The sequence below is a fragment of the Crenobacter intestini genome, from assembly GCF_004919095.1.
Taxonomy (GTDB): domain Bacteria; phylum Pseudomonadota; class Gammaproteobacteria; order Burkholderiales; family Chromobacteriaceae; genus Craterilacuibacter; species Craterilacuibacter intestini.
The window spans coordinates 89679-104868 of sequence record NZ_STGJ01000002.1 but is presented as its reverse complement, the minus strand read 5'-3'; the positions used below and the strand labels follow the sequence as shown (position 1 = coordinate 104868).

At 68.5% G+C, this 15190-nt stretch carries 16 protein-coding genes; 3 read left to right on the top strand and 13 right to left on the bottom strand.

Features of this window, described 5'->3' with window-relative positions:
- Positions 1 to 12 precede the first annotated feature (12 nt).
- Both pyrC and E5K04_RS02995 read right to left on the bottom strand, forming a co-directional pair.
- Entirely contained in the window at positions 13 to 1044 is a 1032-nt protein-coding gene (gene pyrC, locus E5K04_RS03000) for a dihydroorotase (protein WP_136551433.1), read from the bottom strand.
- Between the two features lie 41 nt (positions 1045 to 1085).
- A complete protein-coding gene (locus E5K04_RS02995; protein ID WP_136551432.1) occupies positions 1086 to 1316 on the bottom strand; it encodes a sulfurtransferase TusA family protein in 231 nt (76 codons plus the stop codon).
- A 59-nt stretch (positions 1317 to 1375) separates the two neighbouring features.
- Between E5K04_RS02995 and E5K04_RS02990 the strand changes: the two genes are divergently transcribed.
- The 3 genes from E5K04_RS02990 (at position 1376) to E5K04_RS02980 (ending at position 3616) form a co-directional block, all read left to right on the top strand.
- The gene (locus E5K04_RS02990; protein ID WP_136551431.1) at positions 1376 to 2155 is read left to right on the top strand and encodes an NRDE family protein; all 780 of its coding nucleotides are present in this window, start codon (positions 1376 to 1378) and stop codon (positions 2153 to 2155) included.
- Positions 2148 to 2660 carry a CNP1-like family protein gene (locus tag E5K04_RS02985; protein WP_168929138.1) on the top strand — a complete coding sequence of 171 codons (513 nt, stop codon included), beginning with the start codon at positions 2148 to 2150 and terminating at the stop codon, positions 2658 to 2660. The genes E5K04_RS02990 and E5K04_RS02985 overlap by 8 nt, the downstream gene beginning before the upstream one ends.
- 62 nt (positions 2661 to 2722) lie before the next feature.
- Positions 2723 to 3616 (top strand): DMT family transporter, encoded by an 894-nt coding sequence (locus E5K04_RS02980; protein ID WP_136551429.1) that lies wholly within the window; start codon positions 2723 to 2725, stop codon positions 3614 to 3616.
- Positions 3617 to 3635: 19 nt separating this feature from the next.
- Here E5K04_RS02980 and E5K04_RS02975 read toward each other — a convergent pair whose 3' ends face one another.
- The 11 genes from E5K04_RS02975 to mraY form a co-directional block, all read right to left on the bottom strand.
- A complete protein-coding gene (locus tag E5K04_RS02975) occupies positions 3636 to 3818 on the bottom strand; it encodes a hypothetical protein (protein ID WP_136551428.1) in 183 nt (60 codons plus the stop codon).
- Positions 3818 to 4729, bottom strand: a complete 912-nt coding sequence (gene lpxC, locus E5K04_RS02970; protein WP_168929148.1) for a UDP-3-O-acyl-N-acetylglucosamine deacetylase — start codon at positions 4727 to 4729, stop codon at positions 3818 to 3820. Before lpxC ends, E5K04_RS02975 begins: the two co-directional genes overlap by 1 nt.
- Positions 4730 to 4830: 101 nt before the next feature.
- On the bottom strand, positions 4831 to 6003 hold the full coding sequence (ftsZ, locus tag E5K04_RS02965) for a cell division protein FtsZ (RefSeq protein ID WP_136551426.1): 1173 nt from the start codon (positions 6001 to 6003) through the stop codon (positions 4831 to 4833).
- A gap of 47 nt (positions 6004 to 6050) precedes the next feature.
- A complete protein-coding gene (gene ftsA / locus E5K04_RS02960; RefSeq protein ID WP_203525577.1) occupies positions 6051 to 7265 on the bottom strand; it encodes a cell division protein FtsA in 1215 nt (404 codons plus the stop codon).
- A gap of 57 nt (positions 7266 to 7322) precedes the next feature.
- Positions 7323 to 8039, bottom strand: a complete 717-nt coding sequence (locus E5K04_RS02955) for a cell division protein FtsQ/DivIB (RefSeq protein ID WP_136551424.1) — start codon at positions 8037 to 8039, stop codon at positions 7323 to 7325.
- Positions 8029 to 8940: a D-alanine--D-alanine ligase gene (locus E5K04_RS02950; RefSeq protein WP_136551423.1), complete on the bottom strand. Its 912-nt coding sequence runs from the start codon at positions 8938 to 8940 to the stop codon at positions 8029 to 8031. The genes E5K04_RS02955 and E5K04_RS02950 overlap by 11 nt, the downstream gene beginning before the upstream one ends.
- Positions 8941 to 9035: 95 nt before the next feature.
- Positions 9036 to 10430 (bottom strand): UDP-N-acetylmuramate--L-alanine ligase, encoded by a 1395-nt coding sequence (gene murC / locus E5K04_RS02945; protein ID WP_136551422.1) that lies wholly within the window; start codon positions 10428 to 10430, stop codon positions 9036 to 9038.
- Between the two features lie 19 nt (positions 10431 to 10449).
- Complete coding sequence (gene murG, locus E5K04_RS02940) at positions 10450 to 11520, bottom strand: undecaprenyldiphospho-muramoylpentapeptide beta-N-acetylglucosaminyltransferase (protein ID WP_235844234.1); 1071 nt, start codon at positions 11518 to 11520, stop codon at positions 10450 to 10452.
- A gap of 42 nt (positions 11521 to 11562) precedes the next feature.
- Positions 11563 to 12720, bottom strand: a complete 1158-nt coding sequence (gene ftsW, locus E5K04_RS02935; protein WP_136551421.1) for a putative lipid II flippase FtsW — start codon at positions 12718 to 12720, stop codon at positions 11563 to 11565.
- Positions 12717 to 14075 carry a UDP-N-acetylmuramoyl-L-alanine--D-glutamate ligase gene (gene murD, locus E5K04_RS02930; RefSeq protein WP_136551420.1) on the bottom strand — a complete coding sequence of 453 codons (1359 nt, stop codon included), beginning with the start codon at positions 14073 to 14075 and terminating at the stop codon, positions 12717 to 12719. Before murD ends, ftsW begins: the two co-directional genes overlap by 4 nt.
- A 4-nt stretch (positions 14076 to 14079) precedes the next feature.
- A complete protein-coding gene (gene mraY / locus E5K04_RS02925; protein ID WP_136551419.1) occupies positions 14080 to 15165 on the bottom strand; it encodes a phospho-N-acetylmuramoyl-pentapeptide-transferase in 1086 nt (361 codons plus the stop codon).
- Between the last annotated feature and the right edge of the window lie 25 nt (positions 15166 to 15190).

The window sequence follows — 15190 nt, the reverse complement described above, 5'->3', positions numbered from 1 at the left end:
GGTTTTGCTTACTTACACGAGCTTCCAGCGCACGGTCTCGCCGGCGCGTAGCGGGACGAGCTCGGTGTCGCCGAACGGCAGCACGGGCTCGACCGTCCAGTCTTCACGCACCAGCGTCACCGTGTCCGCGTTGGCCGGCAGGCCGTAGAACGCCGGCCCGTTCAGCGAGGCGAACGCCTCCAGCCTGTCCAGCGCGCCGGCCGCCTCGAAGGCCTCGGCGTACAGCTCGATCGCCGCGTGCGCGGTGTACATGCCGGCGCAGCCGCAGGCGGACTCCTTGGCGTGGCGCGCGTGCGGCGCGCTGTCGGTACCGAGGAAGAACTTCGGGCTGCCCGAGGTCGCGGCCTTCACCAGCGCCTCGCGGTGCGTCTCACGCTTGAGCACCGGCAGGCAGAAGTGGTGCGGGCGCACGCCGCCGACGAACAGCGCGTTGCGGTTCATCAGCAGATGGTGCGCGGTGATCGTCGCGCCGACGTTGGCCGGGGCTGCTGCGACATACTCGGCCGCCTGGCGCGTGGTGATGTGCTCGAACACCACCTTGAGGCCGGGCAGGCGGGCGATCAGGGGCTCAAACACCTGCTCGATGAACACCGCCTCCCGGTCGAAGATGTCGATCGCGGGGTCGGTCACCTCGCCGTGCACCAGAAGCGGCAGGCCGACCTCGGCCATCGCTTCCAGCGCCGGCATCGCCTTGTCGATCGAGGTGACGCCGGCGTCCGAGTTGGTCGTCGCGCCGGCCGGGTACAGCTTGACCCCGTGCACGAAACCGCTCGCCTTGGCGCGGCGGATCTCGTCGGCGCTGGTGCGGTCGGTCAGGTACAGCGTCATCAGGGGCTCGAACGCGGAACCCGCCGGGCGGGCGGCGAGGATGCGTGCGCGGTACGCGGCGGCCTGCTCGGTGGTGGTCACCGGCGGCTTCAGGTTCGGCATGATGATGGCGCGGCCCATCTGCCGGCAGGTGTCGGGCAGCACGGCGGCGAGCGCGTCGCCGTCACGCAGGTGCAGGTGCCAGTCGTCGGGGCGGATCAGGGTCAGGGTATGCATGGACTCGGTCTGGGTCGGTGAGGAAGGGGAAAAGCGGTGGCTTACTTGCGGCGCAGCACCATCCGGAACTTGCCCTCGGGGGTCGTCTCGGACACCTCGAGCGCGTTGCCGGTCTGCCGGCAGAACGCCTCGAAATCGCGCGGCGCGCCCGGGTCGGTGGCGATCACCTCGAGCAGCGTGCCCGACGCCATATCGGCCAGGCCCTTCTTCGCGCGCAGGATGGGCAAGGGACAGTTGAGGCCGGACAGGTCCAGCGTTTTGGCGATCTGCATGGGACACCCGCGTCTATCGGTTACAATGGGCCGTCATTTTACGCCTTATGCGCACGCCCATGTGTGTGATTGCCCTCGCCTACAAGACCCCCCGCCTCGGCCCGCTGGTGCTCGTCGCCAACCGTGACGAGCTGCACGCCCGTGCCAGCGCCCCGCTCGCCTGGTGGGACGACGCGCCCGACGTGCTCGGCGGGCGCGACCTCGAAGGCGGCGGCAGCTGGCTCGCGATCAGCCGCCACGGCCGCTTCGCCGCCGTCACCAACGTGCGCGAGGGGCTGCGCCAATCCGGCGCGCGTTCGCGCGGCGAACTGGTGCGCCGCTTCGTCGAGGGCCGCGACGACGCGCAGGCCTTCGCGCGGCAACTGGCTGCCGAGCGCGCCGACTACGCGCCGTTCAACCTGCTGTTCGGCGACATCGGCGACCTCTACCACTTCCACAGCGTGCGCGGCACGCTCGCCAGGCTCACCCCCGGCGTGCACACCCTCTCCAACGCGACGCTGGACACCCCGTGGCCCAAGTGCCGGCTGCTCGCCGGCCAGCTGTCCGCCGCGGCCCGGCCGCCTGCCGCCACCGTGGCGTTCGAGTGGCTGTCCGACCGCAGCGTGCCGCCGGTCGCCGAATTGCCGAATACCGGCGTCGGCCTCGCCCGCGAGAAGCTGCTCGCGCCGGTGCTGATCGCCGGCTACGACTACGGCACCCGCGCGTCCACCCTGCTCACCGTCGGCGCCGGCGGCCGTGTCGCGCTTAGCGAACTTGCCCGCACGCCGGGCGGCGGCCGCGGCCAGCTGCGCGAATTCCGACTCAATCTCGAACCGATCCCGAGGACTTCCAGTGTTTAGAAGACTGCTTCCCAGCCTGCTGGCGCTCGCCGCCGCTGGCGCCTTCGCCGGCGGGGCCGACGCCCACTTCAAGCGCGCGACCGCCAACGCCTTCGACGACGAGACGCCGTGGGCCGAACAGGCCAACGCCCTGCCGGCCTACCCGGCGTCGCCCAGCTGGGTCGACTTCACCGCCGGCAACACCGAGCGCAACCGGCTGTCGGTCGACAGCAGCGCACTCGAGATCGGCGCGGACGGCGTGGTGCGCTACACCCTGCGCGTGCTCTCGCCCGGCGGCGTCGCCAATATCAGCCGCGAAGGCATGCGCTGCGCCGACCGCACGCTGCGCAGCTACGCCTTCGGCGACACCATCGGCCAGCGCTGGATCGAATCGGCCAAGCCGGTATGGCGGCCGATCCGCGCCGAAGACGGCGTGCGCCACGCGCTGCGCGAGCGGCTGTGCGACGGCGGCACGCCCAGGCGTTCCGTCGAGACGACCGTCGCCGAGCTGATCAAGCAGGGCTGACCCGTAGATATACTTTTGGCATGAATCGGGCTAGCATGCACGCTTTGCCCGCGGCTCCGACCATGCCCCCCTCGCTTGCCGGTACCCTCGCCGTCATCCTCGCCGGCGCCTGCTACGGCGCCATCCCGGTGTTTGCCCGCCTCGCGCGCGACGCCGGCGTCGACAGCGCCGGCATGGTCTTCCTGCGCTTCGCGCTCGCCGCGCTGATGCTGGTGCTGTGGATGCGCACGACCCGCCTGGCGTGGCCGCGCGGCCGCACCCTGGTCGCGCTCGCCGCGATGGGCGCCGTCGGCTACACCGGCATGTCGCTGTGCTTCTTCGGTGCGCTGAGGACCGTCCCCGCCGGCACCGTCTCGCTGCTGCTCTACCTCTACCCGGCGCTGGTGCTGGCGATTTCGGCGCTCCTGTTCGGCGAGGCGCTGACCCGCCGCCGCATTGTGGCGCTGATCCTGTCGCTCGCCGGCCTCGCGGTGACCGTCGGCGCCGGCTACGGCGGCGACGCGGCAGGGCTCGCGCTCGGCGTCGGCTCGGCGCTGTTCTATTCGGTGTACGTGGTGGTCGGCGGGCGCTACGCGTGGCGGGTGCATCCGCTCGCGGCGACCACCGTGGTGATGTGTGCCGGCGCCGTCAGCAACGGCGCGCTGCTGATGGCCTCGGGCTCGCTGACCCTGCCGCAGGGCGCGGCCGGCTGGGCGGGGGTGTTGCTGCTCGCGCTGGTCTCCACCGTCGTCGCGACCGCGCTGTTCCTCTCCGGCATGGCGCGGGTCGGCGCCAGCCGCGCGTCGCTGCTGTCGACCAGCGAGCCGCTGTTCACCCTGCTGTTCGCCGCCGCCCTGCTCGGCGAGCCGATGGGCGCCTCGCAGCTTGTCGGCGGCGCGCTGATCATCGCCGGCGTGCTGTGCGCGGCGGGCGACGCGCGCGCGCGCGCGGCCACGCAGGCACAGGCGGCGGGCTAAGGCAGGCTTCGGGGAGACGTCAGCGCAACAGGCGCATGGCCAGCCACAGCGTGAGCAGCACGCCGCCGGCCAAGAGCGAGCCGCGCCACAGCGCACGGGCGCGCGCGAGGGTCGCCGCGTCGCGGCGGATGGCGTAGCTGATCAGCGCCCAGCAAAACACCAGCATCAAGCCGACGACCCACAGGCGCAGCAGCCACAGCATCAGCGCACCTCGGGCAGGCGGTGGAAGCTGGAGGGGACGTCGAGCGGGTCCTTGAAGCTCACGTACTCCCACGCCGACGGCGTGGCGAGCAGCTTCCTGAGCAGCGCGTTGTTCATCGCGTGGCCGGACTTGTGGCCGGAGAAGGCGGCGATCAGCGGGTGGCCGACGATGTAGAGGTCGCCGATCGCGTCGAGGATCTTGTGACGGACGAATTCGTCCGGGAAGCGCAGGCCTTCCGGGTTGAGCACGTACTCGTCGTCGATCACGATCGCGTTGCCTAGGTTGCCGCCCAGCCCCAGCCCCTGGCTCTTCATGTACTCGACCTCGTGCATGAAGCCGAAGGTGCGCGCGCGCGAGATCTCGTCGACGTAGGAATGGTCGGCGAAGTCGATCTTCACCTTCTGCGGCGCACGGTTGAACGCGGGGTGGTTGAACTCGATCGACAGCTCGACGGTGAAGCCGTCGTGCGGGTCGAGGCGCACCCATTTGTCGCCTTCGACCACTTCGACCGGCTCCCTGACCCGGATAAAGCGCTTGGGCTTGTCCTGGTCGGCAATGCCGGCCTCCTGCAGCAGGTAGATGAAGGGCGCGGCGGAACCGTCCATGATCGGGATTTCCGCCGCGGTCACTTCAACCAGCAGGTTGTCGATGCCCAGCCCAGCGAAGGCGGACATCAGGTGCTCGATCGTCCCGACACGCACGCCGGCGTCGGTCACCAGCGTCGAGGAGAGGCGCGTGTCGTTGACGAGCGAGGGCTCCGCACGCACGTCGACTGCGGGTTGCAAGTCGGTGCGACGGAAGACGATCCCGCTATCGGCCGGCGCCGGGTAAAGGGCAAGCCTCACCCGTTCGCCGGAGTGCAGACCGACGCCGGTGGCGCTGATCGGCTGGCCGAGCGTTCTTTGCAGGATCATCGTTGGCCTCTGCTGGCAGGTTGGGACGGGCGGATTCTAGCACGGCGACCGACGCCGGCTAAATTGAACCTTCCACCCGTTCCGATAGCCTGCCGCTATCAATCGGCCTGACGACGCAGGAAAGCCGGGATATCGTAGCTCTCGCTGACCTCCGGGTTGGAGAAGTCGGACGACGTCGGCGTGCGCGTACGGCGCTTGCCGACGCTGGCGAGCGGGTCTTCCTCCTGCTGGTACGCGTAGTCGTCGGTACCGGTCTTCACGATCTTGATGTACTCCGGGCGCTCCTCGCGCTGCGCCTTCTTCTGGCCCAGGCCGGTCGCGATCAGCGTGACGCGGATCATGTCATCCGGCATATCCTCGACTTCGGCGGTACCGAACTTGACCTGCGCGTCCTCGTCGGCGTACTGGCGGACGATGGCCATGATCTCCTTGTACTCGCTCATCTTCAGGCAACCCGGCGCGGTCGAGATGTTGATCAGCACGCCGCGTGCGCCGTCCAGCGTGATGTTGTCGAGTAGCGGGCTCGCCACCGCCTGTTCGGCGGCGATGCGCGCGCGGTCGAGGCCGGACGCGAACGAGGAGCCCATCATCGCCAGCCCCATCTCGCCCATCACGGTACGCACGTCGGCGAAGTCGACGTTGATGAAGCCCGGGCAGGTGATCACTTCGGCGATGCCGGCGACCGCGCCCTTGAGCACGTCGTCCGCCGCGCGGAACGCCTCGCGCATGGTCACGTCCTCACCCAGCACTTCCATCAGCTTGTCGTTCGGGATCACGATCAGCGAGTCGACATGCTTCTTCAGGTCTTCGATGCCCTGCTGCGCGACCTTGATGCGGCGGCCTTCGTGCTCGAACGGACGGGTGACCACGCCCACGGTCAGGATGCCCAGTTCGCGTGCGACCTCGGCAACTACCGGTGCGGCGCCGGTGCCGGTGCCGCCGCCCATGCCGGCGGTGACGAACACCATATTGGCGCCCTTGAGCATCTCGGCGATGCGCTCGCGGTCTTCCAGCGCGGCACTGCGGCCGACTTCCGGGTTGGCGCCGGCGCCCAGGCCCTTGGTCAGGCTCAGGCCCAGCTGCAGCTTCTGCGGCGCGCGGTTGCGCTTGAGCGTCTGCGCGTCGGTATTCGCGCAGATGAACTCGACGCCGTTGACCTTGCCGTCGATCATGTTGTCGATCGCGTTGCAGCCACCGCCGCCGACGCCGATCACCTTGATGACAGCGTCGGTCGCCGACTCCTGCATCACTTCAAAAACCATATTGCTCATATTCCTCTCCTCGTAAAAAATGAGCGTACAAAATCTGGGAGACTGCCTCAGAAACTATTGGCGAACCAGGCTCTCATCCGGCCAAACAACTGGCCGACGCCGGCGTTCTCCAGCTTGATCGGGCCGCGTGTGAGCATCGCCTGCTCCTTGCCGTACAACAGCAGGCCGACACCGGTCGAGAAGCGCGGGTTCTTCACCACCTCGGACAGGCCGCCCACATACTTGGGCACGCCGACGCGCACCGGCATGTGGAACACTTCCTCGGCCAGTTCGACCATGCCCGGCATCAGGCTGGCGCCGCCGGTGAGCACGATGCCCGACGAGAGCATGTCCTCGAAGCCGGAGCGGCGCAGTTCCTGCTGCACCAGCTGGAACAGCTCCTCGACGCGCGGCTCGATCACCTCGGCCAGCGTCGAGCGCGCCATCTGGCGCGGGCCGCGTTCGCCGACACCCGGCACCTCGATCATCTGCGAGGGGTCGGCCATGCCGACCAGGCAGACGCCGTGGTGGATCTTGATGTCCTCGGCCTCCTTGGTCGGCGTCCTGAGCGCCATCGCGATGTCGTTGGTGATCTGGTCGCCGGCGATCGGGATCACCGCGGTATGGCGGATCGCGCCGTTGCTGTAGACGGCGATGTCGGTGGTGCCGCCGCCGATATCGATCAGGCACACGCCGAGGTCCTTCTCGTCCTCGGACAGCACGGCGATCGCCGACGCCATCGGCTGCAGCACGAGGTCGGACACCTCGAGCCCGCAGCGGCGCACGCACTTGGCGACGTTCTGCGCGGCAGACACCGCGCCGGTGACGATGTGCACGCGCGCTTCCAGCCGCACGCCGCTCATCCCCAGCGGCTCGCGCACGCCGTCCTGGCCGTCGATGCTGTATTCCTGGGTCAGGATGTGCAGCACCTGGTGGTCCGGCGGGATGGTCACCGCGCGCGCGGTCTCGATCACGCGGTCGATGTCCATCTGCGTGACCTCGCGGTCCTTGATCGCGACCATGCCGTGCGAGTTCACGCTCTTGATGTGGCTGCCGGCGATGCCGGTATACACCTCGTGGATCTTGCAGTCGGCCATCAGCTGGGCCTCTTCCAGCGCACGCTGGATGGCCTGCACGGTGGATTCGATATTGACCACCATGCCCTTTTTCAGCCCTTTGGACGCCGTCTGCCCCATGCCGATGATGTTGAGCCGGCCCTCGTCGAGCACCTCGGCGACGATCGCGACGATCTTCGAGGTGCCGATATCGAGGCCGACCAGCATGGTCTTGCTTTCCTTGGGTTTGCTCACCTGTAAGCTCCGAAAAGACTGCTATCTGTCCTATTGTGCCGGCGGCGCCTTGTAGTCAGGCATCCGCACGGCGTATCCGTTCGGGTAACGCAGATCGACCGTCTCGATCCGGTACGGCAACGCGGCAAGCGTCGTCGTCCAGCTCTGCGCAAAACGCGCAAGCCGCGCGTCCACGTCGCTACGCCCCAGTTCGAGCTCGACGCCGTTGGACAACCCGATCCGCCACGCACGCCGCTCGTTCATCCCCACCCGCACCGGCGCTAGGCCCGCAGGCGCGAGGATGGCCTTGAAACGCTCCAGCGCCCGCGCCATCTCCGCCTCGCTGCCGGCCGGCCCCGACAGCACCGGCAGGCTCTGGTCGCTGGCGGCGTCGAACCACTGCCCTTCGGTCGACACCAGCCCGTTCTCGCCCCAGCGTGCCAGCGCCTTGTGCTCGCTGACCGTGATGTCGAGCTGGTCGGGCCAGCGCCGCCTCACCTGCGCTTCCTTCACCCACGGCAACTTGCCGAAGGCCTGCCGGGTCGCGTCGATGTCCAGCGTAAAGAACGTGCCTCGCAACTCGTGCTCGGCGATGTAGCGCAACTGCACCGGCGTCACCCGTTCCATCCGCCCCTCGATGCTGATCTTCTTCACCGGAAACAGCGGCGAATGGATCAGCCAGAACACGCCGGCCCAGACCAAGAGCAGCGCCGACACCCAGAGCAGCACGCTGGCGACGCCGCCCAGCAGCTTGTGGTTATCCCACATGGACCGACTCGAGGATCTTCACGCACAGATCCTCGTACGACAGCCCCTGCACGCGGGCGGCCATCGGCACCAGGCTGTGGCTGGTCATCCCCGGGTTGGTGTTCGCCTCCAAGAGGTAAATGCCGCCCGCCTCGTCCATCAAAAAGTCGATGCGCGCCCAGCCGCGGCAGCCAAGCACGCGGAACGCCTGCACCGCCAGCGCGCGCGCGCGCGCCTCGGTTTCTTCGTCCAGCCCGGACGGACAACGATAGACCGTGTCGTCGCGGAAGTACTTGGCGTCGTAGTCGTAGTACTCGGTCGCCGGCTCGATCTTGATGGTCGGGTACGCCTCGCCGCCGATCACCGCGCAGGTGTACTCGCCGCCGCCGACAAACTGCTCGGCCAGCACGATGTCGTCGAAACGGCTGGCTTCCTCGAACGCGGCCTTCAGCCCGCCCGCTTCCTTCACCTTGGTGATGCCGATGCTCGAACCCTCGGTCGCCGGCTTCACGAAGATCGGCAGGCCCAGCTTCGCCTCGATCGCGTCGAAGTCGCTGTCCGCGCTCAACAGCTCGAACGCCGGGATCGGCAGGTCCGCGCCCTTCCACAACAGCTTGGTGCGCCACTTGTCCATGCAGATGGCGGAGGCCATCACGCCGCACCCGGTGTACGGGATGCCCATCGCCTCGAGCGCGCCCTGCAGGGTGCCGTCCTCGCCGAACGGGCCGTGCAGGATGTTGAACACCCTCGCGAAGCCCTCGTCCTTCAGCGCCGACAACTGCCGCTCGGCCGGGTCGAACGCGTGCGCGTCGACGCCGCTGCTTTGCAGCGCGGCGAGCACGCCCGCGCCACTCATCAGCGAAACCTCTCGTTCGGAGGACGAGCCCCCCATCATTACTGCTACCTTGCCAAACTGCTGCATGTCTCTGTCCCGAATCATCCATCTCCCGCCCGGGTGGGCGGGATGTCCTGTGCAGGCGGCCCCCTCAGGGGCCAGGCTCGCCTGCGTAAGCCTCATTACTGTGCGGCGCGGGCCACCAGCTTGCCCGGCACCTGGCCGATCGACCCCGCACCCATGGTGACGACCACGTCGCCGTCGCGCGCGAAGTCGGCGATGGTCTGCGGCATGTCGGCGATGTCGGCGACGAACAGCGGCTCGACCTTGCCGGACACCCGCACCGCGCGTGCCAGCGCGCGGCCGTCGGCGGCGACGATCGGTGCCTCGCCCGCCGCGTAGACTTCGGCGAGCAGCAAGGCGTCGACACCGGTGAGCACATGCGCGAAGTCCTCGAACAGGTCGCGGGTGCGCGAGTAGCGGTGCGGCTGGAACGCCAGCACCAGGCGCCGGCCGGGGAAGGCCGCGCGGATCGCTGACAGCGTCGCCGCCATCTCGACCGGGTGGTGGCCGTAGTCGTCGATCACCGTGTACTGCCCGCCGCCCGCGGCCGGCAGCTCGCCGTAGCGCTGGAAGCGGCGGCCGACGCCGGCAAATTCGGACAGGCCCTGCTGGATCGCCTCGACCGAAGCGCCGCACTCGAGGCCGATGGTGATCGCGGAGAGCGCGTTCAGCACGTTGTGCCGCCCCGGCGTATTCAGAACCACGGGGAAAGCCGCGCCGCCCTTCACCGACACGTCGAAGCACATGCGGGTGCCGTCGGCGCGCACGTTCAGCGCGCGCACGTCGGCGTCCTCGCGGTCGATGCCATAGGTGGTCACCGGCCGCGTCACCCGCGGCAGGATCTCGCGCACATGCGCGTCGTCGACGCACAGCACCGCGCGGCCGTAGAACGGCAGGCGCGCCAGGAAGTCGACGAAAGCCTGCTTGAGCTTGTCGAAGCTGTGGTCGTAGGTGTCCATGTGGTCGGCGTCGATATTGGTCACCACCGCCATCACCGGCGTCAGGTACAGGAAGGACGCGTCCGACTCGTCGGCCTCGGCGACCAGGTACTCGCCGCTCCCCAGGCGCGCGTTGGTGCCGGCCGCGGTCAGCTTGCCGCCGATCACGAAGGTCGGGTCGAGGCCGGCCGCGCCGAGGATGGACGCGGTCAGGCTGGTGGTGGTGGTCTTGCCGTGGGTGCCGGCGATCGCGATGCCCTGCTTGAAGCGCATCAGCTCGGCGAGCATCAGCGCACGCGGGATCACCGGGATGTGGCGCGCACGCGCGGCGGCGACTTCCGGGTTGTCCGCCTTGACCGCGGTCGAGGTCACCACCACGTCGGCGCCTTCCATATAGGTTGCGTCGTGGCCGAAGAAGATGCGCGCGCCCTGCGCGGTCAGCCGCTTAGTCGCCGCGTTGTCGGCCATGTCGGAACCCGACACTTGGTAGCCGAGGTTGAGCAGCACCTCGGCGATGCCGCACATGCCGACACCACCGATGCCGACGAAATGGATGTGTTTGACCCTGTTCTTCATGAAGCTCTTTCTAATGTGTTCAGTCGCGGGCGAGTTCCGCGCAGACGTCGGCCACCCGGTGCGCGGCGTCGGCGATCGCCAGGGCGCGCGCACGTTCGGCCATCTGGAGGCAGTCCTCGCGCGTCAGCGACGCGAAAAGCGCGGCCAGCGCCTCGGCGTCCAGCTCGCCCTGCGGCAGCAGGCGCGCTGCGCCTGCATCCGCCAAGAAGCGCGCGTTGCCCGTCTGGTGGTCGTCGACCGCGTGCGGGTACGGCACCAGCACGCTCGCCGCGCCGGCCGCCGCCAGTTCGGCGACAGTCAGCGCGCCCGCACGGCACAGCACGATATCGGCTGCCGCGTATTCGGCGGCCATGTCGTCGATGAACGCGCGGCAATCGGCCGTCACCCCTTCCCGCGCGTAATTGTCGCGCAAGGCGTCGATCTGTTTCACGCCGGCCTGGTGGACTACCCGCGGCCGCGCGTCTTGTGGCAGCCGCGCGAGCGCCGCCGGCACGGTGTCGTTGAACACCTTGGCGCCGAGCGAGCCGCCGACCACCAGCACACGCAAGGGGCCGCTGCGGCCGGCGAAACGCGCCGCCGGCGGCGCCACAGCGGCGATCTCGGCGCGCACCGGGTTGCCGACCAGGCCCTCTTTCCCCGCGAACGCGCCGGGGAAGGCGAACAGCGTGCGCGAGGCGACGCGCGAGAGCAGGCGGTTGGTCAGCCCGGCGACCGAGTTCTGTTCGTGGATCACCAAAGGCTTCAGGCACAGCCGCGCCATCACCCCGCCGGGGAAGCCGGTGTAGCCGCCGAAGCCGACCGCGACGTCCGGGCGGTGGCGGAACACTACGCGGGCGGCGCCGGCGAAGGCGGAGGCCAGCATGAAGGGCAGGCTCAGCCAGCGGCGCAGCCCGTTGCCGCGCATGCCGCGCATCGGGATCGTCTCAATCTGGAAACCGTGCTGCGGCACCAGCCGCGTCTCCATGCCGCCTTCGGCGCCCAGCCAGACCACCTTCCAGCCGCGCGCCTCGAGGTCACGCGCGACGGCCAGCGCCGGGAAGATATGCCCCCCGGTGCCGCCGGCCATCACCATGACTGTCCTTGCTGCCATCCTGTTACCCGTTCCTGTCTCGTTACATCATGCGGCGCCCGGCTACACCTTGTAGCCGCGCATCACGCGCCGGTTCTCGTAGTCGACCCGCAACAGCACCGCGAGCGCGACCATATTCATCACCATCGCCGAGCCGCCGAACGACATCAGCGGCAGCGTCAGCCCCTTGGTCGGCAGCAAACCCATGTTCACGCCGATATTGAAGAAGGTCTGGATGCCCAGCCATACGCCGATGCCCTGCGCGACCAGCGACGCGTAGTAGCGCTCCAGCTTCTTCGCTTCCATGCCGATATGGAAGGCACGGCGCACGATCCAGCCGTACAGGCCGATCAGCACGCAGATGCCGACAAAGCCGAACTCCTCGGCGATCACCGCCATGATGAAGTCGGTGTGCGCCTCCGGCAGGTAGAACAGTTTCTCGACGCTGGCGCCCAGGCCGACGCCGAACCATTCGCCGCGGCCGAACGCGATCAGGCTGTGGCTTAGCTGGTAGCCCTTGCCGTACGGGTCGTCCCACGGGTCGAGAAAGCCGAGCACCCTTTTCAGGCGGTACGGCGAGAGCACGATCATCGACACCACCGCCGCCACCGCCATCGCTGCCATGCCGCCGAAGATGCGCATCGGGATGCCGGCGAGGAACAGGATCGCCATCGAGATCGACATCACCACCATCAGCGCGCCGAAGTCCGGTTCGAGCAGCAGCAGGCCGGACACCGTCAGCATCACCGCCAGCATCGGCAGGAAGCCCTCGCTGATGCTGTGCAGCTTGAGCACCTTGCGCACCGTGTAGTCGGACACGTAGATCACCGCCGCGAGCTTCATCAGTTCGGACGGCTGGAAGTTGATCACCACCAGATTGATCCAGCGCCGCGAACCGTTGACCACGCGGCCGATGCCCGGGATCAGCACCAGGACGAGCAAGATCAGCGCCAGCATGAAGAACTTGCTGGCGTTCTTCTGCCAGAACGCCAGCGGGATCTGGAAGGTGATGAAGCCCGCTGCCAGCGCGACGACGATGAACACCAGGTGGCGCAGCAGGTAGAAAGTCTTGCTCTGCGTCGCGGCGTCGGCCTCGGCGTACGTGATCGACGCTGAATAGACCATCACCACGCTGACCGACAGCAACAGTGCGACCGCCCACAGCAGGGCCTCGTCGAGCACGGTGATCGGCGCGTAGTCGCGCGCGCTGGCAGCCATCATCCCCGCGTCTCCTGCAGCACCTTGACCGCGCCGATGAACACTTCGGCACGGTGCGCGTAGTTGCGGAACATGTCGAGGCTCGCGCAGGCGGGCGACAACAGCACGATGTCCCCCGCCACCGCGCGTGCTGCCGCTTCGCGTGTCGCGTCTTCCAGCGTCGGCGCGTCGACCAGCTCGACGCCGGCGCCGGCGAGCGCCGCACGGATCGTCGGCGCGTCGCGGCCGATCAGCACCACCGCACGGCAGATGCGCGCAACGGCGGCCGAGAGCGGCGCGAAGTCCTGCCCCTTGCCGTCGCCGCCGGCGATCAGCACCACCGGCTGCGTCATGCCGTGCAGCGCGGCCTCGGTCGCGCCGACGTTGGTGCCTTTGGAGTCGTCGATGTAGGTGACCCCGGCCACCTCGGCGATCTTCTCGACGCGGTGTGCGAGGCCGCGGAAGGTGGCGAGGCCGGCGAGCAGCGCGCCGCGCGCGATGCCCGCCGCTTCGCACAGCGCCAGCGCAGCCAGTGCGTTGGCTGCGTTGTGCAGGCCGGTGAGCTGCATGTCGGCAAAGTCGAGCAGCGGCTTGCCGCCCGCGCACAGCCAGTGGCGTCCTTCATGCAGGCAAAGCGAGTAGTCGGCGAGCGCATCCTTAAGCGAGAACCAGGCGACGGCACGCCCCTCGCGGCGCATCGCGCGGCAGAACACGTCGTCGCGGTTGAGCACCTGCACGCCTTGCCCTGCGAACACCGCGGTCTTGCTGTGCGCGTAGTCGAGCAGGTCGTGGTAACGGTCGAGGTGGTCCTCGGAAATATTGAGCACGGTCGCCGCGTCGGCCGCGAGGCTCTGCGTCGTCTCCAGCTGGAAGCTGGAGAGTTCGAGCACCCAGACGTCCGGCGCACGGCCCTGCCGCTCGGCCAGCGCGTCGAGCACCGGCAGGCCGATATTGCCGGCGACGACGGTGTCGAGGCCGGCAGCTGCACAGAGGTGGCCGACCAGGCTGGTGACCGTGGTCTTGCCGTTGGAGCCGGTGATCGCGACCACCTTCGCGCCGCTATCCTTGACCGCGCGCGCCCACAGTTCGACATCGCCCACCACCTCGCCGCCGGCCGCCTGGTAGGCGGCGATCGCTGGATGGCGGCTGGAGACGCCGGGGCTCATCACCACCATGTCGGCGTCAGCGAAGGTCGCCGCCGAGAAGGCGCCCAGGCGCAGGCCGACGCCGGGCAGCGTGGCCTTAAGCGCGGCACGCTGCGGCGGCGCCTCGCGGCTGTCGGCGACGGTCACCCGCGCGCCCATGCGCGCGCAATGGCGCGCGGCGGACAGGCCGGAATCCCCCAGTCCGACGACGACGACGTGACGATCGCGCAACATGGGCTTACCTCAGCTTCAGCGTGGAGAGGCCGGCGAGCACCAGCATCATGGTGACGATCCAGAAGCGCACGACCACCTGCGTCTCCTTCCAGCCCTTCAGTTCGTAGTGGTGGTGCAGGGGAGCCATGCGGAACACCCGCTTGCCGGTCAGCTTGAACGACGCGACCTGGATCATCACCGACAGCGCCTCCATCACAAACAGGCCGCCCATGATGAAGAGCACCACTTCCTGGCGCACGATCACGGCAACGGTGCCGAGCGCGGCGCCCAGCGCCAGCGCGCCCACGTCGCCCATGAACACCTGCGCCGGGTAGGCGTTGAACCACAAGAAGCCCAGGCAGGCGCCGCACAGCGCCGCGCAGAACACGACGACCTCGTGCGCCCCCGGCACGAAGGGCAGGCCCAGGTACTTGGCGAACACCGCGTGGCCAGCGACATAGCCGAAGATCGCCAGCGCGCCCGCGACCAGCACCACCGGCATCGCGGCCAGGCCGTCCAGGCCGTCGGTCAGGTTGACCGCGTTGCTGGTGCCGACGATCACGAAGTAGGTCAGCACGCAAAAGCCGATCGCGCCCAGCGGGTACGCGACATGCTTGAAGAAGGGGATGATGAAGGTGGTGGTCGCCGGCAGTTGCGCGGTGGTGATCAGGAACACCCCGGCGCCGATCGCGATGGTCGACTGCCACACCATCTTGAAGCGAGCCGACACGCCCTTCGGGTCCTTGTAGACGACCTTGCGCCAGTCATCGTAGAAGCCGAGCGCGCCGGTGCCGAAGGTCACCGCCAGCAACAGCCACACGTACTTGTTGGACAGGTCGGCCCACAGCAAGGTGGTGATGCCTATCGCGAGCAGGATCAGCGTACCGCCCATGGTCGGCGTGCCGGACTTGATGAGGTGGGTCTGCGGGCCGTCGGTGCGCACCGCCTGGCCGACCTTCAGCGCGGTCAGCTTGCGGATCACCCACGGGCCGAGGAACAGCGCGATGGCGAGCGAAGTCAGCGCCGCCATCACCGCGCGCAGCGTCACGTAGTTGAATACATTGAAGGCCCGGACATATTCGCCCAGCCAGTCAGCCAACCATAACAGCACGTTATCCCCTTTTTGTTCGGTATGG